The sequence below is a fragment of the Methylomarinum sp. Ch1-1 genome (assembly GCF_030717995.2).
Lineage (GTDB): Bacteria > Pseudomonadota > Gammaproteobacteria > Methylococcales > Methylomonadaceae > Methylomarinum > Methylomarinum roseum.
In genome coordinates, this window is sequence record NZ_CP157743.1 from 3,833,729 (window position 1) to 3,859,151 (window position 25,423).

The window sequence follows — 25,423 nt, forward strand, 5'->3', positions numbered from 1 at the left end:
GCATGTCATCAAGGCCAACGAATGACCTTAAATTTTGCCGGCGCCGAATAACGGACCACCTTACGTTTAACAGCTGGAGCGGGCGTGTCTTCTTTGATGGCCAAGTTAACTTCAGTATCATCCATCGGATTTCTGAGGGTAAACTGCAACGTGCCTGTTTTCATCGCTTGCACCAAGGTTTCCGCTTGTTGCGGAGTCACTTCCAGGGTGAGCGCTCTGACCACGGCCGGCTTGTCTTGATCCCGCGACGCCGTTTGGTCGATGGCCAATACCTTGATATTTCTAAGCAGCGTGTACGTGCTTCCCCCTCTACGCGTGGCGATTATATCGGCCCGGTTGCCGGGCAAAATAAAACCCGCCACCCCGACGACATCATTGACTCGCACACTCATCGCGCGCTTGCCTTGCTCGATGATGGCGGATAGGGTGCTGCCGCCGACATGATCGGTCACCTGGGGTTGCAATAAAAGTTCATTGGCGTAAAAGTCGCGCTGGGTGACTTTGCCTATCACCGGCTCCAACTCGGTAAAGACGCCCTCGGGTACATTATCCTTAGGCCATTCCGTCAATTTGATATGAGTCGCCTCGATGCGCGTCGCAAACGGAATTCTGGCTGCGGCCACCACCACCGAGGTCGTGTCGGGCTGAGCGACTTCAACATTACCGGTCTGCGAATCGACCCAACGTTTTGCCAACCAAGCCGCCCCGCCCGCCATGACGACGGCGATAATCAGCATTACTGCAAATCGACTGTTCATATATCCACCCTTGCATTTTCCAAATTAATAAAATATGTGTCCCAAGCTATATCCAGTCGTTCGGCGGTGGCCATATTTTCATCGCCGACATATTGACACTGATCCTTGACGATTCCCAATAAATCCCGGGGATGGCAAGGCAACATGGGCTTATTATCTTGCCTATAGCGGGCAAATAATCTTGCCAAAAGATCATCGGAACATGCCACGTTGAGTTCTTGCATATACTGATGCCAAATCTCTCTATATTCTGACTCGCTGACTGGCGAAAATTTTATTTTATAGCCTAAACGACGCAAAAAAGCCTCATCGGCCAGATCGACAGGATTAATATTGGACGAAAAAATCAAAATGACGTCGAAAGGAAATTGAACCCGTTTGCCGGTATCGAGGCTTAAATAATCATGCTTTTCTTCTAAGGGCACGATCCAGCGATTGAACAATTCGAGCGGAGAAACCCGTTGTCGGCCGAGATCATCGATGATGTACATGCCATTGTTCGCTTTCAGCTGCAATGGCGCCGTGGAAAGGCGGGTATTTCGGTTGTGATCGATTTCCAACATATCCAACGTCAACTCACCGCCGCTGATCGCCACCGGCCTTTCACATTCGACATAGCGTGGATCATGTCCCTCATGCAGCAGCGCGCTGGTGCTAGTGCTTTCTTTTTTAATCGGGAAATGCACCACCGGATCGAACATCTGTATCACGCTCTCACCAATGGTGATCGCATAGGGAATCAATATGGATTCGCCCAGTAACTTGGTCAATTGTTTACAAATATAGGTTTTACCGGTGCCGGCATGACCATAAATCATGATCGCGCGCCCCGAGTGCATCGCGGAACCCAACTGATCCAGCAGTCTGGGGTTGATGGTAACCTCTTTAAATTGGGCTTGAACCTGATCATGCGTGATCTTACAGTTCTGCACCGATTGCGACGCGACGACGCGATTATATTGTTCGAGAGGAACAGGAGCCGGCCCCACATAACCGCTTTTATTACTGGCCGATAAGGCTTCCACTTTGCCCTTGTCGGTCAAATTATAGCGCTCGCTATTGCCTTTGACCGGCGCCAACACCTCCACTTTATGCTCTTTTCTTAAGAAATCCAGCGCTTGTTCCAGCAACGTGCCGGACAGTTTTATGCTTTCCGTTAATTGATGGAGGTCCATAACGCCATTGAAATACAGGTGCTTGCACAGCAAATCCCTGACGAATTCCTCGGACAAACCGGTTTCCGCCGGATTGCGAGGTCGAGGCGCTATAGAGTTGTAAATGGGCATAGGCGATTCCGTTTGACTCAATTTTTTTAATTATATTTTAAGATAGTACAGAAAGCCCAATTTGTCTGCATGATAATTGAAAATAATAGGCTGGAATTCAATGATGAGTCGTAATGCATTTCCTTAATGAGCCAATATTAGAATTTAAGCAACAAAGATTTTCTGATCAAACAATTAGACAACTCTATTTCTTGTTTATGTAATCCATTAATGACAAACACCCAACGAGAGAGTCAAATTGTTTCTCATTATAAAACGGTCTTCTGTACTCAACAAAGAAGCCTAAGACATTGGCTTAACATAGAGACTAATAAAAAACTTGAACCCCATCGTAAATTGGTTTCGCTCGCTGCGGCTGACCCGGAGGGTAAAATGGACACAGCGATGAACTGAGATGAATTTCAAAAGGACATGTTGACGGGATCAAGTACCGCACGGATGTTTTATTGCGATGTTGTTAACGTTACTGTTAAGTGTCTAGAAAAAAGTCAGACCGCCTTAGATGGACTTCGTCATTCCGGCATGGGTTACCGGAAACCAGCCATCATGCTAGATATCTTATGCAACTGTTTGGTTTTTATGAAAAAACCCATTAACTGATATTGAATTGAACTTGCTGAAAGCAGGTGAAAAGGATCTTGATATCTTAACGGTAAAGCATCGTCTATCAGAAACGATGCCTGCCAACCATCTTGACCTTGACAAACAAACGCAACCAACAATTACAGAAAATGGACGGAGTCAGAATTTCTAGCCCCGCCCAATCTCATTTGCCCTCGTTAGCCGTTAGCATTAGAGAGAGAACTTTCAACAGTGCTAAATGTTGTACTAACTTCTTGACCTAAACTAGTAATAATTGTAATTGAAACGATGGCGATAAGGGCAACCATAATGGCATATTCGACCATGGTAGCGCCTCGTTGTTTTTTGTTTGTGATAAGTTTTTTCATATCGACCTCCAAAGTTTTATAAGAAATACTTCATGTATGCAGATCTAAGTATAGCAAGGAATTTTTGACTCTCCTATATTTAATGATAAACAATTTCTAAGTCTTCATTTTTCTGAGTTTCTAAAGCCCGAATTTCCAATGACCTGATTGCAGCTATCGATTCTGAGCTTAATTTTACTGATTGATGTATAAATATTGTAATATACTTATCTTTGTAGAGTTTTAACCATTGCGGTTGCAAGCCAAAGTAAGTGTTAGCCGGTGACGACGTCAAAAGTAATGTCCATTTAATTTGATACTCTTTGAGAATTGATTCCAATTTCGTCGCATCTTCACCTAGCGACATGGCCTCAAAATATGCTTTAATAAATTTATCACCATAGAGCTCTGCACGGGTATCGATGAGGGTTGAATAACCGGCATATATCATAAATTGTGAAACATTATAATCATTTAAAGCGTTACCCAAAACATCCTGCTCCCTCTTAAGCGTTTTAAGAACTTTTTGCACTTGCATCGCCTGATCACTTTCTATCTTCCTAACTTCAGCTAAATAAAAGAATATTCCCGCAAAACTCCCCCCAATAAATAACCAAGCCTTCCAGCCTCTAAAACCCAATTCTCGAAAGTTAAGGTCCGATTGAACTTCTAATTGTTTCGCTAATGGAGTAGCCAATATCAAGGGCGACAACACCGACAACAAATCGCTTGCATGACGAACATGCTTCAGAGACAAATGAATCAATCCCAGCATGAAAACAAGTCGAAATAAAGGTAGCTTGATGCCTCGCCATAAGGCGATCGCTAAAAATGTCAGCAGCCACACTTCCAATGGCTGAAATTTATGAAAATTAGGCGACAGCCATTCAACTATTCTACTTAACGCCACGCCTTGGTCAGCCAACTGAAACGGCAACAGAAGACCGTTGATTCCATGCGGGCTAATCATCGCGCAGATAATGCAAATAAAAGTAAAGCAACTCCATTGCAGAATCAAGACTTTTCTTTTTTCTATGCTAGCGTTAAAAATAGCTTCCACCGCAAAGAAAACACTAAATGCTATACCTACTATAAAACTTCCATGAAAATTAACCCAAAAGATCATTAACGGCAACATGAAAAAGGGGGGAGAACTTTGTTTTTCACTCGCCTCGACCAACTGGATGCTCCAATAGATCATGACAGGCATCACAAACAAGTGCGGCCTTGGTGATGTATGAAATGCCACCAATAAGAATGCAAACAATACAAAAATTAGGCTTTGGACGGTATTGAGGCGCTTTAATAAAAATTGTAGTAACAGCACCATCGAAAGGAAAAGACTGATTATCATGGCCGTATAAAGCCCAGCCCAGCCACTGTTGTGAAAAATTAGATGCAGAAATACGGCAGCTAGCCATTCATGCGAAGTCCAAGGTGTTTCTGCATTGCTATATGAAAATATACCCGTAGAGGGTATTTCATGATGCTGCAGAATCCACTCTCCTACTTTAACATGCCAATAAGTGTCATCAATGACGCCAAGTTTTACAGCTGACAACGCAATCATTAACGACAAAACCCCCCAAACCAGCAAGTGCAAGTTATCTTTCTGCTTTTCTACCATATCTTAACTATTTAAAAATTTATTATTTATTGATACTGCATCATCTAGATGCCTAAGAGCTTAGAAATAAATATGACTGCCTTAGGCGCTTCGGCATTCCGGCATGGATTGCCGGAATCCAGTTATCATGGATTTAGATGAACAACTAAGTTCAAAGGTTATAGCCCTTGCGTTATACACAATTATGCCGTAGATCGAGCTGAGCGACAGCAAAGCCCGACATTTCCGGCGCACCTCAATTTGTTGGGCTTCATTTTATTTAGCTCAATCTACACAAATTCAAGACATCCCGCAATTTATGTATAAAGATGAGATTATAGCCCCTCGTCTCAACTTAAAGATCATAAATAATCATAGCTCCTCCATGTTTTTAAAGGTCCAATATGAATTTAAAAAATAATTAACTAAAGTGGCTGGCATAATGCCGATGAACTGATTTAGCTGAGGCGGCCATGTTGGAAACATAAATGAAAGAAAGACAAAGGTGCTATAGCTTAGGCTAAGCGCCAGCAACGACACAAAATTAAACTTGAGACCTCGAATTTGAAGGGTATCTTTAGTTTGCCGCGAACGAAAAGTCCAGCCATTATTTAAGGCAAAGTTTGACAATATCGAAGTTTCAATGGCAATCGGTGAGGCAATATATTTGTTGACGCCAAAATAAAGTAGCGCTGTAAACATGCCAAGATTGACAATAACGCCCGAGGCCCCGGTAATTAGAAATTTCAAAAACGTGGCAGAAGCCCTAAACCTCAACCACCAAGCATTGATAATAAATTCAATGATATCGGACATGCCAAGCTTTGATTCCCCATGAATACGATCAACAAACTCTACAGGAATTTCCTTTATTTTTGCCTTATGGATGAGCGCCTCAAACAATAAAGCAACTTGGAAAGCATAGCCTTGTACTTTCAAATTAGAAAGATCAATTTTTTTTAGCAATGTTGACCGAATAGCGCGAAAACCGGCAGTACAATCGCGTACTTGATAAAGACCTGCCAAATATCTAGCCACAATATTCCCATAGCGAGAATTCATTCTACGGTGCCACCCCCATTCATCGGGTATGCTTCCCCCTTCCACATAGCGACTGCCAATAACAAAATCAGCCCCCTCATCTAGCGCCTGATGAAGCCGAGGCACATCAGATGGCTTGTGTGAAAAATCAGCATCCATTTCGAAAACAACATCGGCTTTTAGTACATTCAACGCATGAGTCATCCCACGAACATAAGCAGCACCTAGACCTTGTTTACGACCTCGTAACAAGTGGATATTGGGGTACATAGACTGAAGTTGTTTAACGGTTTCTGCGGTTCCATCAGGGGAATTATCATCAACAACAAGAATGTGCATATCGTGCGCGATATTGAGGAACTGTTGCTGAAGTTCTTCAATCAAGCGGCTTATATTCTTTTGTTCATTCCAGGTGGGAATAATTATGACAGTCTTCATGCTTAATAAATCTCAGTGATTGGTATGATATGATTTCATATCATACCAGAGCATTTATACAGCACCGCCTTAAGTTATAAATTTCCTTTAATGCAATTCCAAACGACAAGAAAAACAGCAAAAACAAGAAAAAACGCAATCATGCCCTGGAGCGACTACACTAAACAGGATACAGCACATAAATAAACCGGAAGAAAAACAGCGTCTCCCAAATGAACGAAAAAAGACGAAACCTAACACCTATAAGTGAAGTGGCCTGACAAAAGTTTGCATGTCATTGGCTACGTCGTTCCGGCATGAATTTCCGGAACCCAGTTATCATGGAAGATGATTTATACCAATTAAACTTATTTCGAAGGACTTAGCTCAGAATTTAAAGAGCCAACAGTCAAGTTAGCGATTGAATCAAATCAATCCATCGCCCAAACTGCTAAAGACTTAGGCGCAAATCCGAATACGTTATATTGCTGGATCAACAAATATTCGAAACCTATTACAGTCGCCGAAAGAACCGATGAACATCTTTATGAAGAGTTGAAACGGTTAAAAAAGGAATTAGCTAAGGCTGCCCAGGAGAGTGATTGAAACATAATCAATGTTGTCTTTTTTGGTCGGCGCTTATATATACATTTTAATTAAAATAATCTTATTATGAATTTATTGAATTTAATTATAAATAACAGGAAACATTCATATTTTCTATTTTTTTTAGCATTAATTATTTCATTAACATTCTTTGTAGGCACTGTACCCACTCATATTTTTGGTCATGATATTTTCTTTCTACTGGATAATGGATGGAGGGTTTATAATGGACAATCGCCACATGTCGACTTCACGAGCGCATGGGGTCCAGTTACATTTTTGATCACGGCTCTGGGAATGAAGATTTCTGGAGGCTCTATTGATGCTGTTGGTTATGGGAGCGCACTATATGGATTGATAATAGGCTTATGGAGTTATTGGTTATGTGGGAATAGATTGGTACCAGCGGTACGAATTCTACTTTGTCTTTATCTCGTATGTTTAGCAGTCGCACCCTTTCCACTGGGCGTTAACTTTAAAATGTCGAGTCATGCAATGGTATATAACAGATATGGCTATACCTTGCTTGCTCTTATTTTAATAGACATATATTGCTTCAAAGAAAACAAAGAAAATTATAAAGATTTATTAATAGTTGGAGCATCATCTGGGATAGCTATAGCAATTGCTTTATTTTTAAAAGCCAGCTATTTTGGAGCCGCTATCATTCTTACACTTTTTTCATTGTTATCTAAAAATATATCAAGACCTTATTTACTTGGAATCATTGCAAGTTTCACAATCACCACTATTTTTCTTCTATATTTTATTCAATATGATATTATAGCTATACTTAATGATTTAAAAATAGCAGCAGGCGCTAGATCAAACAGCGTTTTTATAAATATCATTCTCATTAAAATATTATACAACCTTCCAGTTATATTTTTTATAATTTTACTAGGAATAAAATCACATCATGCTGAGCCAAACAAATCATATTCACTTAGCTTCAATATAATTTATTTTTGTCTAGTTATTTTATTCGTAGACATATTAATTATATCAAGCAACCAACAATACTTAACTCTACCTCTCAGCATTATTTTTTCCTTACTACTGTATAATAACATAAACACATTACCACCCCCTAATAAAAACAAAAGCCCTAGCTACTTCAGTACAATTAAGTTACATCTTATTACTCCTGAAATCATATTCTTCCTAATTTTCTTTGGATTTGACATATCTGGCTTAAGCTATGGCGCTTTACAAAAGTCAAAAGACCCAGAGACCTTTTCCACAAAAAGGTTTTCTGAATCAAGAATTTCTTCACTTATTCTATTTGACAATAACACAGAGCCAAAAACCAATGGCTCTTTATATACTGAATATATTAACGATGGCATAGACTTAATTAAAAAAAACAGCAAACCTAATGAAAAAGTATTAGCAATGGAAATGTTTAATCCATTCTCGTATGCTTTAGGAAGACAGCCAGCCAAAGGTGGTATTGCAGCGGCCGCATTTAACTACACTATAAGTGACAAATACCACCCTTCTGAAAATAAGTTTTTTGGAACTTCTGATATTTTAATGGTACCGAAAAGACCAGCATCACCAAATATCTTTTACGATGGTTTCTACAAAATATACCAGCCTTCAATTAAAAAAAAGTTCAAGCTTATAGCTGAATCAAAGTTCTGGTACTTTTATCGAAAAAAATGAAAATAAATAACAATACTTTAAATATCTATTTAGATAAATTTTATAGATTTCCATTTTGTCTTTATGGCCTTTTAATTTCCAGCCTTGGACTTTTATTATATATATTTGGCGTTCTACTTGGATTCTTTCGTATTTTTTTTGACCCTTCTGGTCATTTATTATGGGTTATAGATAGAACCATATGGTATAGCGGCTCCCCTGTTGTTTTGGGTCTAATTTTAATTATCGTCGACCTGTTTTTATTTCTACCAAAAAAACGCAATAAAAATGGGATAAAATGGGCCCCTTTAAAAAATAATTCACTTACTGTAGTTCTTACTGCTTATAATGATGAATCAAGTATTGCCTTAGCTGTAAAAGACTTTTATAACCACCCCAATGTCAATCGAGTCATAGTGATCGACAATAACAGCACTGATAATACATCAAAAGTTGCCTTAGAAGCTGGGGCATTAGTATTTAAAGAATATGAGCAAGGGTATGGTCATTGCGTCTGGCGTGCATTGAAAGAAGGCTGTAAATTTGATGACACCGACCTCATATTATTATGTGAAGGAGATATGACGTTTCGCTCTTATGACATTGATAAATTTCTAGCTTACTTACCTCATGCCGAGATAGTTAATGGAACAAGAATTTGCGAGCAACTTAGAGCAAAAAACACTCAGCTGACTACTTTCATGTATTACGGAAATTTTTTCGTCGGCAAACTTCTTGAGATAAAACATCTTAGTAAAGGCACTTTTACCGATGTTGGAACAACATATAAGTTATGTAGAAAAAGCACCCTCACACATCTATTGCCGCTTCTTAATAAAAACATAAACCTCGAATTTAATGCTCATTTTTTAGATACCGCACTGACTAATGGAATAAAAATAGTTGAATGCCCAATAACTTTTCATAACCGAATAGGTGCAAGCAAAGGAGGTAATATAAATAACTATCGAGCAATGAAGGTAGGATCTAATATGATACTTGGAATTCTATTTGGCTGGAGAGAAAAATGACAGGATATCACAATACACGTTTAGCCTACGATGACCGTAGAGAACTGCTCTGGAAAACACTTTGTGAATCATATTTTCAGAATTTAGTTTCAGAAGATGCTTCTGTACTAGAGCTAGGAGCAGGTTACGGCCATTTTATTAACAATATTCAATGCAAACGTCGTATTGCTATTGACAAATGGAAGGATTTTCCAAATTTTGTTAAACCAGAGATAGAATATCATATTGGAAATGCAGCCAATCTTGATTTTATAGAAGATCAATCTATAGATTTTGTATTTGCCAGCAATTTATTCGAACATTTAACACAAGATGAGTTTTCGTTAGTTCTTGAAAATCTTCACAATAAATTAAGCAAACATGGCACCTTGAATATCCTTCAACCAAATTTTCGCTTTGCTTATCGTGAATATTTTGACGATTATACCCATATATCAATTTATTCAGATAGAAGTTTAGTTGATTTTTTGGAATCTAATGGATTTAAAGTTATTTATTGTAAACCTCGATTCCTACCTTTAACAATAAAATCAAAGATTCCTGTGATACCATTCTTAATTAAGTTATACCTAAAACTTCCTATTAAACCTATGGGAAAACAGATGTTTGTAAGAGCAAAAAAATTGTAGACTTAGCTTATAAAATCATCTTAAATAATGAATCAATGATCTCTTATCATATGTAACATCTATCAATGCTTGACAATCTAGCCTCCCCTTTTCAGTCATTTCTTTCCGTTAACGATAGACTGTACTGGCTATACATTCTTTCATCTATCACGGTTGCATACTTTTTATATGTTTCTTATAAAAACAAGCATACTGGAGTCATCTTAAGTCCTTTTGCGTTTCTCTTCCCCAAAAAAGTCATCTTACATCCTTCCGCCATTAATGATTATTTCTTCTTTTACGCCAATACATTGTTTCAAGCTATGTTCATGGGGGTCTTTTTTTCTTCAACTTCCATAATCATTTCTGGTCATACACAAAATCTATTAACGGCGTCACTTTTCCACTATAAAGGGATCTTTAGCAATATTGCCTACAAAGACGTTATTATTGTCGTTATATTAACCCTTATTGGTGATTTCGCCTTATTTATTAGCCATTATTGCCAACATAAGCTTCCTTGGCTATGGGAATTCCATAAGGTTCACCATTCCGCGGAAGTCATGACGCCAATCACCGTCTATAGGATGCACCCTGTTGATAACATTTTCACCGCAAGCACTGTCGGTATTTTAAATGGTTTAGCTCTAGGTACTATCTTTTTTTTCATTGGCGAGAATTTTAATTTTGTAAATATTGCCGGTTCCAGCGTGGTTTTAATCTTATTTTATTTATTTGGATATAACTTAAGACATTCACATATTTGGCTCAGTTATGGCCCCTTCTTCAGCAAACTGCTGATCAGCCCGGCTCAACATCAAATTCATCATAGCGCCAACCCGACTCACTTTGATAAAAACTTTGGTTTTATTTTTGCAATCTGGGATGCCTTATTTAGATCTTTGTATATTCCTAAACAACGGGAAATTCTGTTATTTGGCCTGGGAGGCCATGAAAATAAACAATTTTCCAGCTTTTGGAGCCTTTATTTAATGCCTTTTAAGAATCTTGCCAGCTCATTTCGACTCTCAATGTTCCTTGAACCAAAACGCTATCTTTCCGTTTTAGTTTTTTTATCGATTGTTTTTCCCTCAGTTTATTTAAATTTACGAAGCGCAAAGCCATTGGAAGCTCCTGGAGACGTTTTCATGGAAGACATGACTTGGAAGGAGATCCAAAAAGCAATCAACTCCGGAACGAATACCGTGTTAATCCCGACAGGCGGAACGGAGCAAAACGGCCCACATATGGTGCTCGGCAAGCACAATTACATCGTGAAATATACAGCTGGAAAAATTGCCGAACAACTGGGAGATACCTTGGTTGCCCCCGTTTTAACGTATGTCCCAGAGGGCACCATCACCCCTCCCGATGAGCATATGCGTTTTTCCGGAACATTATCGGTATCGGATAAGGTTTTTTCGCAAACGCTTGAATTTACGGTAAGAAGTTTGAAACAACATGGTTTTAAAACGATAGTTTTTATTGGAGATAGCGGCGGCAATCAGCCGATGCAAGCGCTAGTAGCGGCTAAATTAAATGCATTATGGCAAAAAGAAGACATTCGCGTCTTACACATTGATGATTACTATAACAATAATCATCAAATTGAATACCTAAGCAATCATGGCTTTTCGGCAAAACAAATAGGCGGCCATGCAGGCATTCGAGACACCTCAGAGCTTTTGGCTATTTTTCCGGACGGAGTTAGAACGTTCGCATTGCAGGATTATTCTCAGTCGACTTTCCTTAAAACCGGAGCTAATGGCGATGCAAGCAAAGCGAATGCGATTTTAGGACGGTATTTATTAAAACTTAAAATAGAGGCCGCGGTAAAACAGATACGAGAAAAGAGTCATTAAATATCACTAGTGTCCGGTTAACCAAATTGTATCGCAAGCGCTCCCGGTAACTTCTCAATAACTCATGGCACGAGCGGCCGCGCGTTGACGTATCAGTTCGGGTAGTGGCGGAATCGTATTCGTTCCCTTGGTCCGGTCCAATAGATATTGCCAAAACGAGATACCCAGTTTTCGGCAGGTCTTTTTGAGGCTCAAAAACGTGTCTCGACACTGTCGCCCCAAATCACTGCGGGTACCGCCACTGATTTTCTTCCGAATGACTTGTTCGCGAATATCCCGTTCGCTACCATTGGTGTGGAGCGGTGTCTGCGGATAATCGAGCACTTGCAGCAACTCGGCTTTATTGCGGTATAGCCGCTTGAGTAGGCTATTTAATGTGGCAAAGTCGGTTTTCTGGGTAAAAATAGCGTCAAACCGGGCGCCCAATGCGCTTTTTTGAGCGGCATCCGGCGCCATGGCATACTGTTTGAGGTCACGGTAAAGTTCCCACAGTTGGCCACGCACTAAGGCTTGGGCTTGGCGGTGCGGCTCGTTGAGCGGAATCAATTTGTGGATCAAGCGCTCGCTATGGACCCAACATAAGGCATGCAGGAGTCCCGGCACATGGAATTGGCCGGCATCATCGCTGACGATCACCAGTCGCCGCCACAGGTCGTTTTGTAACAGGCAGCCGCACTGTATGCCTTCGCTGGCGATCCGTTGGTGGCGTTCTTTGTCGATGCCTAATGCGGCCAGATGCGCTTGCCAGGCGGTTTCATCGGCAAAGTCTTGGACTGCATGCGTTGCTAAACGCTCGATCAGTTCCTGCGGTAAGCCTTGCTGTTGCATGTAGGCCAGGCCTTCCAGGGTGATTGTGCGCTGGGTTTCGCCGGCTCGCAGCAGGGTCAGAAAATTCAGACGGTTTTTATGCGCTGTACTGGCAAACCAGGCAAAATCGTCGTTGCCTATGTGGGTGGTGTAGCCGTTTTGGCCTTGATGGCGGTGCCCTGTGTCATCCACCGTGATGGCCGGCGAAACTTCAAGCCCAGCCCTGAGCAATTCCTCTTTCTCCAACTGGAAACGCGCCTGCTGTCCTGTCAACAGCGCATCGATTTGACCGACCGAAATGTCGATGCCCCATTCCAGCAGCATCTCCCTTAACAGCGGCTGCGGAATGCGACTGTGGTGATGCAGGTATTTGACGGTCGCCTGTAAATGCGGGCCAAAATGCCCGTCCACCTCGGGCGGTAATTCACCGCTCACGAATTGGCCTTCCGGCGTTTGCCAGCATTCGAGTCGGTAACGGGTATTACGGGATTCGAGCAGCAAATCTTGGACGACAGTGTCCCGATAGCCCTTAAAACGCGAGCCAGAGGCCAGATCGGGCGGGCGAATCACTTGTTCTTCATGGATAACCAGCTGTTGCGTCTTACTCCGTTTCTTCGAGCCCGCCCGTTTTTTCTTGTCCTTGCCGGTTTCCGACGTCGGTTTGCCATCGGTTTCTTGCGCCATGCCACTCGGCTTGAATTTTGGACGCGCTTTTTCGCCCTTCAAGATGGCTATTTCGTCTTTCAAGCAGCCGATTTCTTCGTCCTGGCGCTGGACTGTTTCTGACAAAGATTCGATGATGCCCAGCAACGCATCCACTAATGGGGTGCGTTCGGAATCCGGAATCTCTGGGAGGCTTAGACGTTTACTCATAGGGTGCTAGCATCGCATAATGTTGCTTATTTTGCGAGAAGTTGCCTCGACTTTTTGAGAAGTTACCGCTCCCGGGATTAACTGATTGATTTACATGAGGTTTAATTACTAGGAAACAAGTTTCAAGGTTCAAAAGACAGCTTCAAATTCAATATATTGATGCTTCTGTTTTAGCTGTGTACGTCATGTTGGTATTAAACCCCGTGAACGCTTACGTTCGCGGCACGGTTCGTCAGCAATCGCCATTCCAAGGGCTTTTCACCCGCCGGCGGATCGACTTCTTTGGCTAAAATCGCGGTCGCCTCGAACGTTCCTCCATTTTCGGCGGGAAAACTGATGCGCAGTGTTCGCATCTGTTGGACAATCTTTCGCCCTTGGCGGCCAGCGCGTGGTGGTAGGTAAAAACTCAGCTCGCCGAGGGTATCGGTTTTGGCGACTTTATCCCATAGCTTGTCCGTTTCTCCGGTCAACTTACGGTTATGCTTCGCTCGAATCAGCCAATCCGCCGGATTGCCAAGCGCATCCGCTCGTTGCATTAAAGCCAAGATATCGGCCTCTCGATCCGCCACGTACACCAAGCGGGTCTCCGGCAACTCGGTCGCTCGTTCGGCTATCCGTTCGTAGCCCTCGATCCAGCGTAAACTCTCCAAAATACCGGGGCGTTCACCTTGTTCATCTTTCGCTTCGCGCGCCCACATCCAAGCATCCAGGACGCCTAAGGGTAAACGCTCTGGCGTCACCGCATAGGTCGGATGCACATACATTCCGCGTTGCGCTTCATACGATAACGGGCCCAACCCTTGCGTTTGGCGACCGTTGAAATCCAACTCCGTGGTATCTTGTAAACATAACACCACCGGTTGCGCACGCATCCGCGTGAACGAGCAGTCTATATGCGGCTGCAGAATATCGCGCCAATCGATCTCTTCTTGAGCAAAGAAGCGATAGGCGGCTATGGTTTCCGCCCAGCCGCCACAGGCCCCAGGAATACTGGCCGCCGGCTTTGCGGCAAACTGTTGAAGCAGTTTGATTGAACGTGCATTCAACCGTTGATCTCCAAGATCGATCCGTGATAATTCTTCCTTTGCCCATCCCATGGTGATTCACTGCTCCTCATGCAAAAAATTCAGATCATACCGTTTTTAGTGACTTGTGTATAACGGGATGCTTTATGCCAGCAATTCTCAGTTTGAGCATTTTTGCTGTGTTTAGGGCATGGGGTGTGTCCGTCGAGGAGCGCCGTATACCCATCCCTGGGGGCTTGACGGCAGCATCCTTGCTGCCGACATCCTCGCCAAACACACCCCATGCCCTTTTTGAACGCCAAACTGATGACATGGACTCCTCTCCACCCTCCAACGGTGTCACAATGCACCTACAATAAATTAAACAGAGCAAAGAGGAGTTCGAGATGAATCTTAACGTAGTGGGTTTAGATATTGCAAAACTAGTGTTTCATATGTTCATGATGCAAGACGGCAAAGCAAAGAAAAAGAAATTGAAACGGTCGGAACTGTTGGCCTTTGTGGCTCAGATGCCGGTGAGCGTGATCGCGATGGAAGCCTGCGGCGGTGCCCATTATTGGGCCCGGGCATTTCAGGCCCTGGGCCACGAAGTAGTGCTGTTGAATACTCGCTTCGTGAAGGCATTCGTGGTTGGCAATAAAAACGATTACAACGACGCCGAGGCGATTTACACGGCGGCCTGCCAGCCGAACAAACGCAGCGTGGCGATCAAAGGCATTGAGCAGCAAGACTTAGCCATGCTGCAAGGTGTCCGGCGAGGTAAGGTGGACGAACGCACGGCCTTGGTCAATCAAATGCGCGGTTATCTGGCTGAACGAGGCATCGTGCTGCCGCGTAGCGTGAATCAGTTCAGAAAACAACTGCCCAGTATTCTGGAGGACGGGGAAAATGACCTCAGCACGCTGAGCCGGAAGCTGTTTGCCGAGCAGTATCAAGCGCTGAAAGCCTTGGACGAAGCGATCCGGGCTCTGGACCGGGAAATTACGGCAGTATGCCAAAACAATGCCTTAGCCCGACGATTGCTTGACATACCGGGTATCGGTCCTTTGACCGCCATTTTGGCCACGGCTGACGTCGGCGATGGCAAGGGTTATGATTCGAGCCGAGATTATGCAGCTAGCTTGGGCGTGGTGCCAAGGCAGCACAGCAGCGGCGATAAGCAGGTATTACTGGGCATCAGTAAACGCGGCAACCGCCAATTGCGCACATCCTTGATTCACGGGGCAAGAGCGGTGCTGAAATACTGCGGTGACAAGAGTGACCCCTTGAGCCTGTGGCTCAAAGGCTTGATTGAACGGCGAGGCTTCAACAAAGCGGCCGTGGCTTTGGCCAACAAGAACGCCCGGATCATTTGGGCGCTGGCAACGCGTGGCGGCGATTACGTGCCACAAATGGCCTAAGCCGATGAAAACCGGGTTATCCACCCTTTGCCCACAAGCTCCGAGCACGATTGAAGGGCTCTACGCATGTGGACAAAGCGTGGATAACCCTAACAACACTGTAGTAAACGAGTTCAACCAAATTGCGGAGGCAAGACTCTCAAAGTGATGACATTCAACAGGTCAGACCGGCGCTTTTAAAATCCGTTATTCCCAAAGATTTCTTGAAATCGGCAAATTGATAGAGATAAAAGCGCGCGGATAGCTTCATCAGGGCCCGAAGGTCGATAAATACCTTCATCAAGAGGCCGAATATATGGATGGCGGCAATCTCGATCTCTGTTGGAAACATCATTTTTGAACAATCTTGGCTTGCAATTGGAGAGGAGTCCATATATGGGAATTGCTGGCTTTATGCTAGGTTCTTACAGAGAGCGACAATATACTTTGCGAAAACGTAAGAAAGGTGTTTCAATAAATCTATAACTGATATAACCAATTGGCACCATCACTAGAAAACATAAAATAGAAAATAGTATAGCTAAGTTAATATTAGATAGATCAATAATATGAGCATTAATTGCTTTTGACATTCGGAACACAACAAAAAAATGAAGTAAATATATTGAATATGAATATGTCCCAATGAGAGCAATAAACCGCGATATTTTCCCAGTAGAGTGTCTAAAAGAATTATCATACCAGGCGATTAACAAAGCATAAGTAAAGCCCTCAATCGTTGGCATGTAAATCCATATTGAGCTTGGAGATGGATATGAAGGACTTTTATAGAACCCACCCATAGAGTCAAAGTACCAATAGAAGTATGCAAATATAAAAAAACAGAAAAATACTACAAGGTGTTTGTTGGCAATACTATTCCTGAATTGAAAGGCTAAAATACCTAATACGAATTGATCGACACGACCTATGATTGTCCAGTATGAAAGAGTTTGTATTTGACCAAGTTCATGATGGAGAAAAGCTCTCATAGTAACAGCAAGCATAAGAACAAGCAGCAGAGAATATTTCCATCTACTAGTCAAAAATAACAGAAGCGGAAAAATCAAATAGAAGTGAAACTCGGCAGTGATTGACCAGCCGCCATTCGGTAGCAAAGGCCTTATAAATCCAGCCAAAATACTTTTTGCATAAGAGTATATATCCTGACCCGCGAAATAATTTTTTAGCCCAACAATGAATATTATAATTAATAGCAGAGGGGCAAGACGTAAAAAGCGATTCCATATGAACTGAGTATATATAATACTTTTTCCATCCAATAGCTTTGCAAACAAATAACCACTCAAAGCCATAAATAAGGCTACTCCAGTATGCCCTTCTGTTAATAGCGACAATGGAAATGTCGGCGGTGGAGCATTATGACCATTATTTACATGGATGAAGTGCCATGTAAATACCATAAAAGCAGCAAGAGCTCTCACATGGTCTAGTCCAATATAATATTTTCCTGTTGATGATTTCAAATACAGTACCCCGCTTCTTTGATGTTTAACGTCTCGCTCAGCCGCTCGGCTTTTTCGCGTCGGCTGCGGTGCCTTATTGCGCGACCGAACACTGGCTTTTGTTGCATACAAACTCTGGATCAAGGTCTGTTCTTAAATCCCACTCTATGGTGTCAAATGACACACGAACTCGGTTGAATGAATTGCAATCCTTGAGTATCGCGAAAAGACCAAAGTCCAAATATGACTTTATATCCAGAATTCCTGTGTCCTCCCCGTTGTCAAAAAGTCAATTGACAGCAGATAATCCTTAGTCGGAGTGACATTTTTTCACAGATGGATATATAATTTTACCTCTTACTGTAACGGCTAAATTTTCAATGTTTCCGTACCACCCCCCTCCCGATGAGCATATGCGTTTTTCCGGAACATTATCGGTATCGGATAAGGTTTTTTCGCAAACGCTTGAATTTACGGTAAGAAGCTTGAAACAACATGGTTTTAAAACGATAGCTTTTATTGGAGATAGCGGCGGCAATCAGCCGATGCAAGCGCTAGTAGCGGCTAAATTAAATGCATTATGGCAAAAAGAAGACATTCGCGTCTTACACATTGATGATTACTATAACAATAATCATCAAATTGAATACCTAAGCAATCATGGCTTTTCGGCAAAACAAATAGGCGGCCATGCAGGCATTCGAGACACCTCAGAGCTTTTGGCTATTTTTCCGGACGGAGTTAGAACGTTCGCATTGCAGGATTATTCTCAGTCGACTTTCCTTAAAACCGGAGCTAATGGCGATGCAAGCAAAGCGAATGCGATTTTAGGACGGTATTTATTAAAACTTAAAGTAGAGGCCGCGGTAAAACCATCCCGTTATACACAAGTCACTAAAAACGGTATGATCTGAATTTTTAATTTTTTGCATGAGGAGCAGTGAATCACCATGGGATGGGCAAAGGAAGAATTATCACGGATCGATCTTGGAGATCAACGGTTGAATGCACGTTCAATCAAACTGCTTCAACAGTTTGCCGCAAAGCCGGCGACCAGTATTCCTGGGGCCTGTGGCGGCTGGGCGGAAACCATAGCCGCCTATCGCTTCTTTGCTCAAGAAGAGATCGATTGGCGCGATATTCTGCAGCCGCATATAGACTGCTCGTTCACGCGGATGCGTGCGCAACCGGTGGTGTTATGTTTACAAGATACCACGGAGTTGGATTTCAACGGTCGCCAAACGCAAGGGTTGGGCCCGTTATCGTATGAAGCGCAACGCGGAATGTATGTGCATCCGACCTATGCGGTGACGCCAGAGCGTTTACCCTTAGGCGTCCTGGATGCTTGGATGTGGGCGCGCGAAGCGAAAGATGAACAAGGTGAACGCCCCGGTATTTTGGAGAGTTTACGCTGGATCGAGGGCTACGAACGGATAGCCGAACGAGCGACCGAGTTGCCGGAGACCCGCTTGGTGTACGTGGCGGATCGAGAGGCCGATATCTTGGCTTTAATGCAACGAGCGGATGCGCTTGGCAATCCGGCGGATTGGCTGATTCGAGCGAAGCATAACCGTAAGTTGACCGGAGAAACGGACAAGCTATGGGATAAAGTCGCCAAAACCGATACCCTCGGCGAGCTGAGTTTTTACCTACCACCACGCGCTGGCCGCCAAGGGCGAAAGATTGTCCAACAGATGCGAACACTGCGCATCAGTTTTCCCGCCGAAAATGGAGGAACGTTCGAGGCGACCGCGATTTTAGCCAAAGAAATCGATCCGCCGGCGGGTGAAAAGCCCTTGGAATGGCGATTGCTGACGAACCGTGCCGCGAACACGCTATCCGAAGCGGCAGAATATGTGGACTGGTATCGCTGCCGTTGGGAGATTGAAATGTTCTTTAATATCCTCAAGAACGGCTGCCAAGTGGAAGCCTTGCAGTTATCGGCCATTTCACGGATCGAATTGGCATTGGCTTTGTTTATGATTATTGCCTGGCGAATTGGTTACTTGATGCGCTTAGGGCGGGAATGTCCGGAGTTGGACTGCGAAGTGGTGTTTGATCGAGAAGAATGGCAAGCGGCTTGGTTAGTGGCCCGTAAACCCTTGCCACCAGATCCACCCAAGCTCAATGAAGCGATTCGACTGATTGCGAGTTTTGGTGGATTCTTGGGGCGCAAAGGCGATGGTGAGCCTGGCGCCAAATCACTCTGGCAAGGATTGCAGCGTGTCATGGACTTCGCCATGGGAATACGCGCTGTGAGGGAAACCTAGGTTTATGTATAAAGGGATGCGGTAAAACAGATACGAGAAAAGAGTCATTAGCTAAAGTTAATCGATTCGTAAAGCCAAAATAGTAACCCTGTAAGCCTAGACCCACACGATTACCCACAAATTGGAAACATTCGATAAAATAGATGTTTTTGTCTGAATTAAGATGAGTTGGGTAGCACAGGAATTGGGGGCGTCGATTTGGGCGATGCACGGAGAACGAATAGGTTGATCAAATTGACAGAGCAATTAGCCGTACAACCACAGGCGAGTTTGCCATTAGCGGCGATGGGTTGGGGCGAAACGAAGGCCGCCTATCGTTTGCTGGGTAATGAAGCGATTGAGCCTTTGGATATTCTCAAAGGACATGCGGATCGTAGCCTGGAAAGAGCGCAAGCCCATCCCGTTGTGTTGGGCCTTCAAGATACGACCGAATTGGACTTCAGTAGTCAACCGGGAATTGCCGGGTTGGGTCGCTTAAACTACGAAGCGCGACAAGGTTTTTATGTGCATCCCACCTTGCTCGTGACGCCAGACGGTCAAGCACTGGGGGTAACCGACGCCTGGATGTGGTCGCGCAAACCGAAGGATGAACCGGACATCAAAGAGAGTCTGCGTTGGATAGAAGGCTATGGCAGGCTTGCCGACCTGGCCGAACAAACACCCGGCACGCGTTTTGTTTATGTGGCGGATCGAGAGGGCGACCTGAGAGACTTGCTGGAAGAAGCCCAGCGTCGTCACCATGCCGCCGATTATTTAATCCGGGCGCGACACAACCGCAAGCTGGCCGATGAAGACGATAAGCTGTGGGATAGCGTAGCGGCGAGTTCGCCGCTGGGTCAAATTGAGTTTACCCTGGAAGCGAATGGTGAGCGCAAAGCGCGTCAGGTCAGGCAAAGCCTCTACGCACAACGAGTGACGTTGAAACGCAAACGCAAAACGGATTCCGACTTATCGGTCACGATCATTTTAGCGCAAGAAGACAATCCGCCAGAAGGCGTTGAACCGATTGTTTGGCGCTTGCTCACCAACCGGTTGATAGACACCTTGGAACAGGCGGCGGAACAGGTCGATTGGTATCGGCGTCGATGGTTGATTGAAATCTTCTTTCGGATTCTCAAAACCGGTTGCCGAGTCGAAAAGTTGCAATTGTCTGAAATTGACCGGTTGCAACGCGCTTTGATGATTTATTTGATCATTGCTTGGCGTATATTACACGTTGTCACATTGGGGCAACAGTGCCCCGATTTACCTTGTGATGTGGTGTTCGACCCCGAAGAATGGCAAGCGGCCTGGATTGTCAAGCATCGCAGTCAGCCACCCGAAACGACACCGTCGTTAAACGACATGATCCGGATTATTGCCGGTTTTGGTGGTTTTCTGGGGCGAAAGAGCGATGGTCAACCCGGCCCTAAGGCGATTTGGGAAGGGATGGAAAAAGTGAGGCATTATGCCGTTGGCCTGGAGATTGGAAAGGCTGTTTTCGCTTCGGGGTGAGATGTGGGTAATCGTGTGGCCTAGACCACTTCTATGTCAGCGACAATTTAAAAACTTATTCCTTTAGAATTAAGTAATATTAATTCTCGCGGCCAAAATATCGACATTTTATTATCTAATTCACTCTTTCCTTGATTTTTTTTGACCTATTTTAATCAACATGCTTTAATTAAATTTCCTTTTAATAATAAAATTGAGGTCTGCAATATGAACATAAGTCTAGAATCACTTATTTTAGTCGTAATTGCTTGCGAGTTAGGCTTGATTTATGTAAGACTCGGAAAATCAGAAGAGGAATAAATTAAAAGGCGTCAAGTCTTTGTATTAAAAACTTCATAAATTCGCTTTTCCGTCAGGGAAGAGCGAATTTTCCCGTTTATTTGTTCGCGGCGAGGGCGCCGCTCCTACATGATTCTTAGAATACCAACTCTCTGTTCCATTTATTCTATTCCGTAAGTTTTACGCTCTCTTGCTTATCCTGCGCTATTGGCTTCGCCTTGATCGATACGGCCTTTTTATCGCCCATAGCCATGTTTTCAACTGGACCTGCTTGTGCTGAATCACTGGTCAACCCCCTCTCCAACTCTTCTTTATCTTGCTTTGCTTCCGTCGCCTGGGATTCTGAATTTTTCGTCGTGGAACTAAACTGAACTATTTCGGGTTTAATCAGCGGATTCGGCGCCGAATCAGGAGCGACAGACTCGCTCGTCGAATTTTTCGCTTCAGCTTCATTCACTGGCGCAGCCTGTCGATCATGGTCACGTTCTATTATCGGCCTTTCGACCGTTGTTGGCTCCTGATTTTCGGCTTTACTAATCCGGTTCTCTTTTTTATGCGCACTGCTTTTGCCTGTTATGCCGGGAACCGAAGAACTCTCTTGTTTGCTAACACTATCGCTGTTCAACGCCTCCTCATTGAGCCCATCCGCCGATTTTTCATACTCTGCTTCCGCTATCATTTCATTATTTATTTTTTTCACCGGGGCCGCCTGCGTCTTTTGTGACTTATTTTCTAAATCACTATCCTTGCCAACGGCATTAGTCGTTGACTCGCCACTCTTTACCGGTATGTCCGGGACTGACTGGGCTTGCGCCTGTTTTATCGCTGAAGCAGGTAGAGGCTGGGGTGATTTTGTTACCGGTGAATCATCGCTTTTTTTCTCCGCGGATATTTGCTTAGCCCCTACTTCAACCGAGCGCTGACTTACTGTTTCCTTGATTGACGATTGTGTTGTTAGCGTCTTTACCGTGGATTTGACAGGCTTTTTATTAGCCGGAAGTTTTTCTTTCTTCAACATTTTTAAAGAAACAACTTCTTTCCTTGCGCTCACCGCCTTGGCTTTGCTTTTACCAGCGCTACGCTTATGAGCTGTCCCGGTAACAACCTGAACATTCTGCTGTTTAGACAACGAATCGCTGGTGGATGAAATTTGATCGCTATTCTCTTTTAGGCTTTTTTTTAAAGACACCAGGGTCTTCAAGTTTTCATGCGCCTTGGGAAAATAAACCGGGGATTCGCTAATCGCCCTTCGCAGGAACTTTTCCGCGGGGCCATATTGCTCATTGATCATGCAGAGATAACCGATATTATTCCACGCCTCATAAGGCTTCATGACACGGTTAAACAATGCATAGGCATTGGCAAAGGCGTTATGCTTGATCTCGATCAAGGCCAGATTGTGAATGGCTCTTTCATACTGATGATCGAACCTCAACGCATAATTGAAAAACTCTTTGGCTTTGGCAAGATTTCCGGAAAGATAATAGGAATAGCCAAGATTATTCAACAATAGCGGATTATTCGGCTGAACGTTCAAGGCCGCCTGATAATGATAAATTGCCGAAACATAGTCTTTGTCCAAGTCGGCGATGATGCCTAAACCATTATGGGATCGCCAGTGTGTATCGGTTTTTAGCACCGCCTTGGATAAAAATTGTTTGGCGCTCTCCACCCGGCCATTTTTTAAGGCATAAAGACCGAGTTTTTCATTAGCCGATTGATTCGAGCTATCGATCGCTAAAATTTGTTTGTAAATTTTAGCCGCTAACTCATGATTTCCGTTACGTCCATGTATCGCCGCGATTTGCTCCAGCGCATGGACATTTTTGTTATTGAACTGTAAGGCCTTGGCAAAATAAAAACGCGCGACTTCTGTGTTGCCTTCCCTAAGCGCATTTTCCGCCTTTGCCAATGCCTGTTGTTCGGTCTTGGTTTCCGGGTCCAACAGCGTTAATATATCGCCTGATTTTTTCAAACCGGCTTCGGGAGGATGACGGACGTTTTGCGTACAACCCGCCATTGCAACGGCAACGATGGCAAACAGGCAAAATTTATTGATGTTTATCATAAGGTCAATTTAAGCCTAAATCCCCAGGGCTTTGTAGATAGAAATAACGGCCGGCCCGAGAATTACGATAAAAATCCCGGGAAAAAAACAAAACGCCAGCGGAAACAGCATCTTGACCGCCAGTTTCGCGGCCTCTTCTTCGGCTTTTTGCATCCGCTTATCTCTCAGTTCATCGGCGAAGACCCGCAAGGTATCGCCGATGCTGGTGCCGAAGCGCATGCTTTGCGACAGGGCGGAAACCAATCCCCGGATATCCTCTACCCCGGTTCTGCTCACCAGGTTTCTCAAGGCCCGCTCTCTATCGACACCGGCGCGCAATTCGGCATTCACCAGTCCTAACTCATAGCCCATCTCTTCATTGCTCAGCGCCGAATCCCTGGCGACCCTTTGCAAGCCGGCATCCAGCCCCAACCCTGCCTCGGTGCATACAATCAACTGATCGACCACATCCGGAAAGGAATTGCGAATGATGCGTTGACGGGCATTTACCTTGTTGTCCAGATAAAAGCTGGGGCCGATGAAACCCAACATGAAACCCGCCGCCACCATCATCAATAGAACATTGCCTTGAATTTTCGGAAAAAAAGAACACACGACAAACACAAGCACCGGCAAAAATAATGTCAATAGAATCTTGACGCCGTAGTAATGCGAAAGGCTGTTCTTTTTATGATAACCGGCATGCAACAATCGCTCGCGATCGTAAGACATTTTCTCGCCGGCTCTGTCCCTGATGACAAAATACCCCCCGAGCTGCTCGGTGGTATTGCGGAAAAAGTGGCCTTCTTGCTGGGTGCCGGTAACGGCATGCAGCCTGGTCCTGACCGGGTTGTACATGCCAAAGATTAAAAAATAAAAAGCCAACACCAGTGCGAAAACCGACAAGGCGAACAAGCCGATCACCACGTAACGACCGATCACCGGGTCGCCGGTGACGCCGATGATGAATTGCGTCAGCTGTTCAAAAAATTGTGTAATTTGCCCCATAATCCCGCCTAAATATCAAAATTGATCTGTTTCCTGACCCACAAGGCGCCGATCACCTGCAACACCAGTCCTCCGCCCAAGATAAGGTTCCCCATCTCTGTATCGAATAACGGCTTGACATAATCAGGTGTTCTTAAGGTAATCACCAGAAACACAAAGAAAGGCAACAGCGACAGCACCCAGGCCGACATTCTCGACTCTGCGGTAATCGTTTTCACGCGTCGTTGAAATCGGAAACGTTGCCGCAGTATGCCGCTGATTTTGCCGAGCAATTCGGCTAAGTTGCCGCCGGTTTCCCGCTGAATCAGAATGGCGGTGGTCGCCGCCACCAGATTGGTGCTCGGCACCCGCATCAACAAATAGTTAAACGCCTGTCTGACATCGCGGCCATAATTGATTTCTTCAAAGGTAATGCCGAATTCATGTGCGATAGGCTCTTCCATTTCCTCTGCGATATAATGCATCGCTTCATTGAAGGGATAACCGGCCCGCAAGGCCCGGGTCATCATGTCCAACGCCTCCGGCAACTGTTCTTCGAACAAATCCAAGCGTTTTTTGCGATCGCTTTTTAACTTCATATAGGGCACGAAGCCGGCGAATAAACCCGCCAGCGGAGCGGCAATGATATTGGTTGTAAAAATCCAGGTAATGATCCCGACGATAATCGCCAACCCAATCATCGCGAGTATCACCCGATAAGCGGGATAGGTTTTACCCGCCTGCTCCAACAAATCCTGAACCCGATCCGTTCCCGGCAGGCTCTCCAGTATGCGTTCCAGCGTCGATAATTCGCGTAAATATTTTTTCCGAACCAGCGAATACTCTCCAGCCCGCCCCGCCTCGGTCATATTCTTCAGGCGCCTTTTAATCAAGCGACTTTCGACGGAGCGCGTGCCAAACGAGGGCACTAAAATAAGCTGCGACAATAAGAACACCGCGCCGGCAATCAGCAGCAAGAAGATAATTAACGTCTTTTGATCCATA

Annotated in this window: 20 protein-coding genes and 1 pseudogene; 9 read left to right on the forward strand and 12 right to left on the reverse strand. The window is 44.2% G+C overall.

Annotation, left to right across the window (positions count from 1 at the left end):
- Positions 1-8: 8 nt before the first annotated feature.
- The 5 genes from cpaB to Q9L42_RS17545 form a co-directional block, all read right to left on the reverse strand.
- On the reverse strand, positions 9-758 hold the full coding sequence (gene cpaB / locus Q9L42_RS17525; RefSeq protein WP_305907140.1) for a Flp pilus assembly protein CpaB: 750 nt from the start codon (positions 756-758) through the stop codon (positions 9-11).
- Positions 755-2,044, reverse strand: a complete 1,290-nt coding sequence (locus tag Q9L42_RS17530) for an ATP-binding protein (protein ID WP_305907139.1) — start codon at positions 2,042-2,044, stop codon at positions 755-757. Before Q9L42_RS17530 ends, cpaB begins: the two co-directional genes overlap by 4 nt.
- 779 nt (positions 2,045-2,823) lie before the next feature.
- Entirely contained in the window at positions 2,824-2,994 is a 171-nt protein-coding gene (locus Q9L42_RS17535; protein WP_305907138.1) for a Flp family type IVb pilin, read from the reverse strand.
- Positions 2,995-3,073: 79 nt separating this feature from the next.
- Positions 3,074-4,600, reverse strand: coding sequence for a hypothetical protein (locus Q9L42_RS17540; protein WP_349431511.1), 1,527 nt, complete (start codon positions 4,598-4,600; stop codon positions 3,074-3,076).
- A gap of 351 nt (positions 4,601-4,951) precedes the next feature.
- Positions 4,952-6,058, reverse strand: coding sequence for a glycosyltransferase family 2 protein (locus Q9L42_RS17545; RefSeq protein WP_349431512.1), 1,107 nt, complete (start codon positions 6,056-6,058; stop codon positions 4,952-4,954).
- Between the two features lie 363 nt (positions 6,059-6,421).
- Between Q9L42_RS17545 and Q9L42_RS21550 the strand changes: the two are divergent.
- The 5 genes and pseudogenes from Q9L42_RS21550 to Q9L42_RS17565 all read left to right on the forward strand — a co-directional run.
- Positions 6,422-6,640: pseudogene (locus tag Q9L42_RS21550) on the forward strand (transposase); the annotation flags it as partial.
- A gap of 69 nt (positions 6,641-6,709) precedes the next feature.
- The gene (locus Q9L42_RS17550) at positions 6,710-8,311 is read left to right on the forward strand and encodes a hypothetical protein (RefSeq protein WP_349431513.1); all 1,602 of its coding nucleotides are present in this window, start codon (positions 6,710-6,712) and stop codon (positions 8,309-8,311) included.
- A complete protein-coding gene (locus Q9L42_RS17555) occupies positions 8,308-9,321 on the forward strand; it encodes a glycosyltransferase (protein ID WP_305907130.1) in 1,014 nt (337 codons plus the stop codon). Before Q9L42_RS17550 ends, Q9L42_RS17555 begins: the two co-directional genes overlap by 4 nt.
- Positions 9,318-9,950, forward strand: a complete 633-nt coding sequence (locus Q9L42_RS17560) for a methyltransferase domain-containing protein (RefSeq protein ID WP_305907129.1) — start codon at positions 9,318-9,320, stop codon at positions 9,948-9,950. Before Q9L42_RS17555 ends, Q9L42_RS17560 begins: the two co-directional genes overlap by 4 nt.
- 65 nt (positions 9,951-10,015) lie before the next feature.
- Positions 10,016-11,791 carry a creatininase family protein gene (locus Q9L42_RS17565; RefSeq protein WP_349431514.1) on the forward strand — a complete coding sequence of 592 codons (1,776 nt, stop codon included), beginning with the start codon at positions 10,016-10,018 and terminating at the stop codon, positions 11,789-11,791.
- 54 nt (positions 11,792-11,845) lie between these two features.
- Here Q9L42_RS17565 and Q9L42_RS17570 read toward each other — a convergent pair whose 3' ends face one another.
- Both Q9L42_RS17570 and Q9L42_RS17575 read right to left on the reverse strand, forming a co-directional pair.
- A complete protein-coding gene (locus Q9L42_RS17570) occupies positions 11,846-13,471 on the reverse strand; it encodes an IS66 family transposase (RefSeq protein WP_349431515.1) in 1,626 nt (541 codons plus the stop codon).
- Between the two features lie 194 nt (positions 13,472-13,665).
- Positions 13,666-14,568, reverse strand: a complete 903-nt coding sequence (locus Q9L42_RS17575; protein ID WP_432648858.1) for an IS4 family transposase — start codon at positions 14,566-14,568, stop codon at positions 13,666-13,668.
- Between the two features lie 314 nt (positions 14,569-14,882).
- On the opposite strand from Q9L42_RS17575, the gene Q9L42_RS17580 reads away from it, so the two are divergent.
- Positions 14,883-15,896: an IS110 family transposase gene (locus Q9L42_RS17580; RefSeq protein ID WP_305907125.1), complete on the forward strand. Its 1,014-nt coding sequence runs from the start codon at positions 14,883-14,885 to the stop codon at positions 15,894-15,896.
- 154 nt (positions 15,897-16,050) lie between these two features.
- Here Q9L42_RS17580 and Q9L42_RS17585 read toward each other — a convergent pair whose 3' ends face one another.
- Both Q9L42_RS17585 and Q9L42_RS17590 read right to left on the reverse strand, forming a co-directional pair.
- On the reverse strand, positions 16,051-16,230 hold the full coding sequence (locus tag Q9L42_RS17585) for a hypothetical protein (protein ID WP_305907124.1): 180 nt from the start codon (positions 16,228-16,230) through the stop codon (positions 16,051-16,053).
- A gap of 70 nt (positions 16,231-16,300) precedes the next feature.
- Positions 16,301-17,485, reverse strand: coding sequence for an acyltransferase family protein (locus Q9L42_RS17590; protein ID WP_305907123.1), 1,185 nt, complete (start codon positions 17,483-17,485; stop codon positions 16,301-16,303).
- Positions 17,486-17,754: 269 nt separating this feature from the next.
- Here Q9L42_RS17590 and Q9L42_RS17595 point away from each other — a divergent pair, with 269 nt between their 5' ends.
- From Q9L42_RS17595 to Q9L42_RS17605, 3 genes are all read left to right on the forward strand, one after another.
- Complete coding sequence (locus tag Q9L42_RS17595; RefSeq protein WP_305907121.1) at positions 17,755-18,255, forward strand: creatininase family protein; 501 nt, start codon at positions 17,755-17,757, stop codon at positions 18,253-18,255.
- 36 nt (positions 18,256-18,291) lie between these two features.
- Positions 18,292-19,611 carry an IS4 family transposase gene (locus Q9L42_RS17600; protein WP_305907120.1) on the forward strand — a complete coding sequence of 440 codons (1,320 nt, stop codon included), beginning with the start codon at positions 18,292-18,294 and terminating at the stop codon, positions 19,609-19,611.
- A 234-nt stretch (positions 19,612-19,845) separates the two neighbouring features.
- Positions 19,846-21,105: an IS4 family transposase gene (locus Q9L42_RS17605; RefSeq protein ID WP_432648835.1), complete on the forward strand. Its 1,260-nt coding sequence runs from the start codon at positions 19,846-19,848 to the stop codon at positions 21,103-21,105.
- A 445-nt stretch (positions 21,106-21,550) separates the two neighbouring features.
- On the opposite strand, the gene Q9L42_RS17610 is transcribed toward Q9L42_RS17605, so the two are convergent.
- The 3 genes from Q9L42_RS17610 to Q9L42_RS17620 form a co-directional block, all read right to left on the reverse strand.
- Positions 21,551-23,359, reverse strand: a complete 1,809-nt coding sequence (locus tag Q9L42_RS17610) for a tetratricopeptide repeat protein (protein WP_349431516.1) — start codon at positions 23,357-23,359, stop codon at positions 21,551-21,553.
- Between the two features lie 108 nt (positions 23,360-23,467).
- The gene (locus Q9L42_RS17615; RefSeq protein WP_305907115.1) at positions 23,468-24,439 is read right to left on the reverse strand and encodes a type II secretion system F family protein; all 972 of its coding nucleotides are present in this window, start codon (positions 24,437-24,439) and stop codon (positions 23,468-23,470) included.
- Positions 24,440-24,447: 8 nt separating this feature from the next.
- Positions 24,448-25,422 carry a type II secretion system F family protein gene (locus Q9L42_RS17620; protein ID WP_305907114.1) on the reverse strand — a complete coding sequence of 325 codons (975 nt, stop codon included), beginning with the start codon at positions 25,420-25,422 and terminating at the stop codon, positions 24,448-24,450.
- Position 25,423: the final 1 nt, after the last annotated feature.

Bases quoted from the DNA above. Each gene is read 5' to 3' on its own strand.
- Q9L42_RS17540 (WP_349431511.1), bottom strand. From the start codon at position 4,600: ATGGTAGAAAAGCAGAAAGATAACTTGCACTTGCTGGTTTGGGGGGTT.
- Q9L42_RS17530 (WP_305907139.1), bottom strand. From the start codon at position 2,044: ATGCCCATTTACAACTCTATAGCGCCTCGACCTCGCAATCCGGCGGAA.
- Q9L42_RS17550 (WP_349431513.1), top strand. From the start codon at position 6,710: ATGAATTTATTGAATTTAATTATAAATAACAGGAAACATTCATATTTT.
- Q9L42_RS17600 (WP_305907120.1), top strand. From the start codon at position 18,292: ATGGGATGGGCAAAGGAAGAATTATCACGGATCGATCTTGGAGATCAA.
- Q9L42_RS17575 (WP_432648858.1), bottom strand. From the start codon at position 14,568: ATGGGATGGGCAAAGGAAGAATTATCACGGATCGATCTTGGAGATCAA.
- Q9L42_RS17585 (WP_305907124.1), bottom strand. From the start codon at position 16,230: ATGATGTTTCCAACAGAGATCGAGATTGCCGCCATCCATATATTCGGC.
- Q9L42_RS17560 (WP_305907129.1), top strand. From the start codon at position 9,318: ATGACAGGATATCACAATACACGTTTAGCCTACGATGACCGTAGAGAA.
- Q9L42_RS17620 (WP_305907114.1), bottom strand. From the start codon at position 25,422: ATGGATCAAAAGACGTTAATTATCTTCTTGCTGCTGATTGCCGGCGCG.
- Q9L42_RS17545 (WP_349431512.1), bottom strand. From the start codon at position 6,058: ATGAAGACTGTCATAATTATTCCCACCTGGAATGAACAAAAGAATATA.
- Q9L42_RS17565 (WP_349431514.1), top strand. From the start codon at position 10,016: ATGCTTGACAATCTAGCCTCCCCTTTTCAGTCATTTCTTTCCGTTAAC.
- cpaB (WP_305907140.1), bottom strand. From the start codon at position 758: ATGAACAGTCGATTTGCAGTAATGCTGATTATCGCCGTCGTCATGGCG.
- Q9L42_RS17555 (WP_305907130.1), top strand. From the start codon at position 8,308: ATGAAAATAAATAACAATACTTTAAATATCTATTTAGATAAATTTTAT.
- Q9L42_RS17570 (WP_349431515.1), bottom strand. From the start codon at position 13,471: ATGAGTAAACGTCTAAGCCTCCCAGAGATTCCGGATTCCGAACGCACC.
- Q9L42_RS17615 (WP_305907115.1), bottom strand. From the start codon at position 24,439: ATGGGGCAAATTACACAATTTTTTGAACAGCTGACGCAATTCATCATC.
- Q9L42_RS17595 (WP_305907121.1), top strand. From the start codon at position 17,755: ATGCGTTTTTCCGGAACATTATCGGTATCGGATAAGGTTTTTTCGCAA.
- Q9L42_RS17535 (WP_305907138.1), bottom strand. From the start codon at position 2,994: ATGAAAAAACTTATCACAAACAAAAAACAACGAGGCGCTACCATGGTC.
- Q9L42_RS17580 (WP_305907125.1), top strand. From the start codon at position 14,883: ATGAATCTTAACGTAGTGGGTTTAGATATTGCAAAACTAGTGTTTCAT.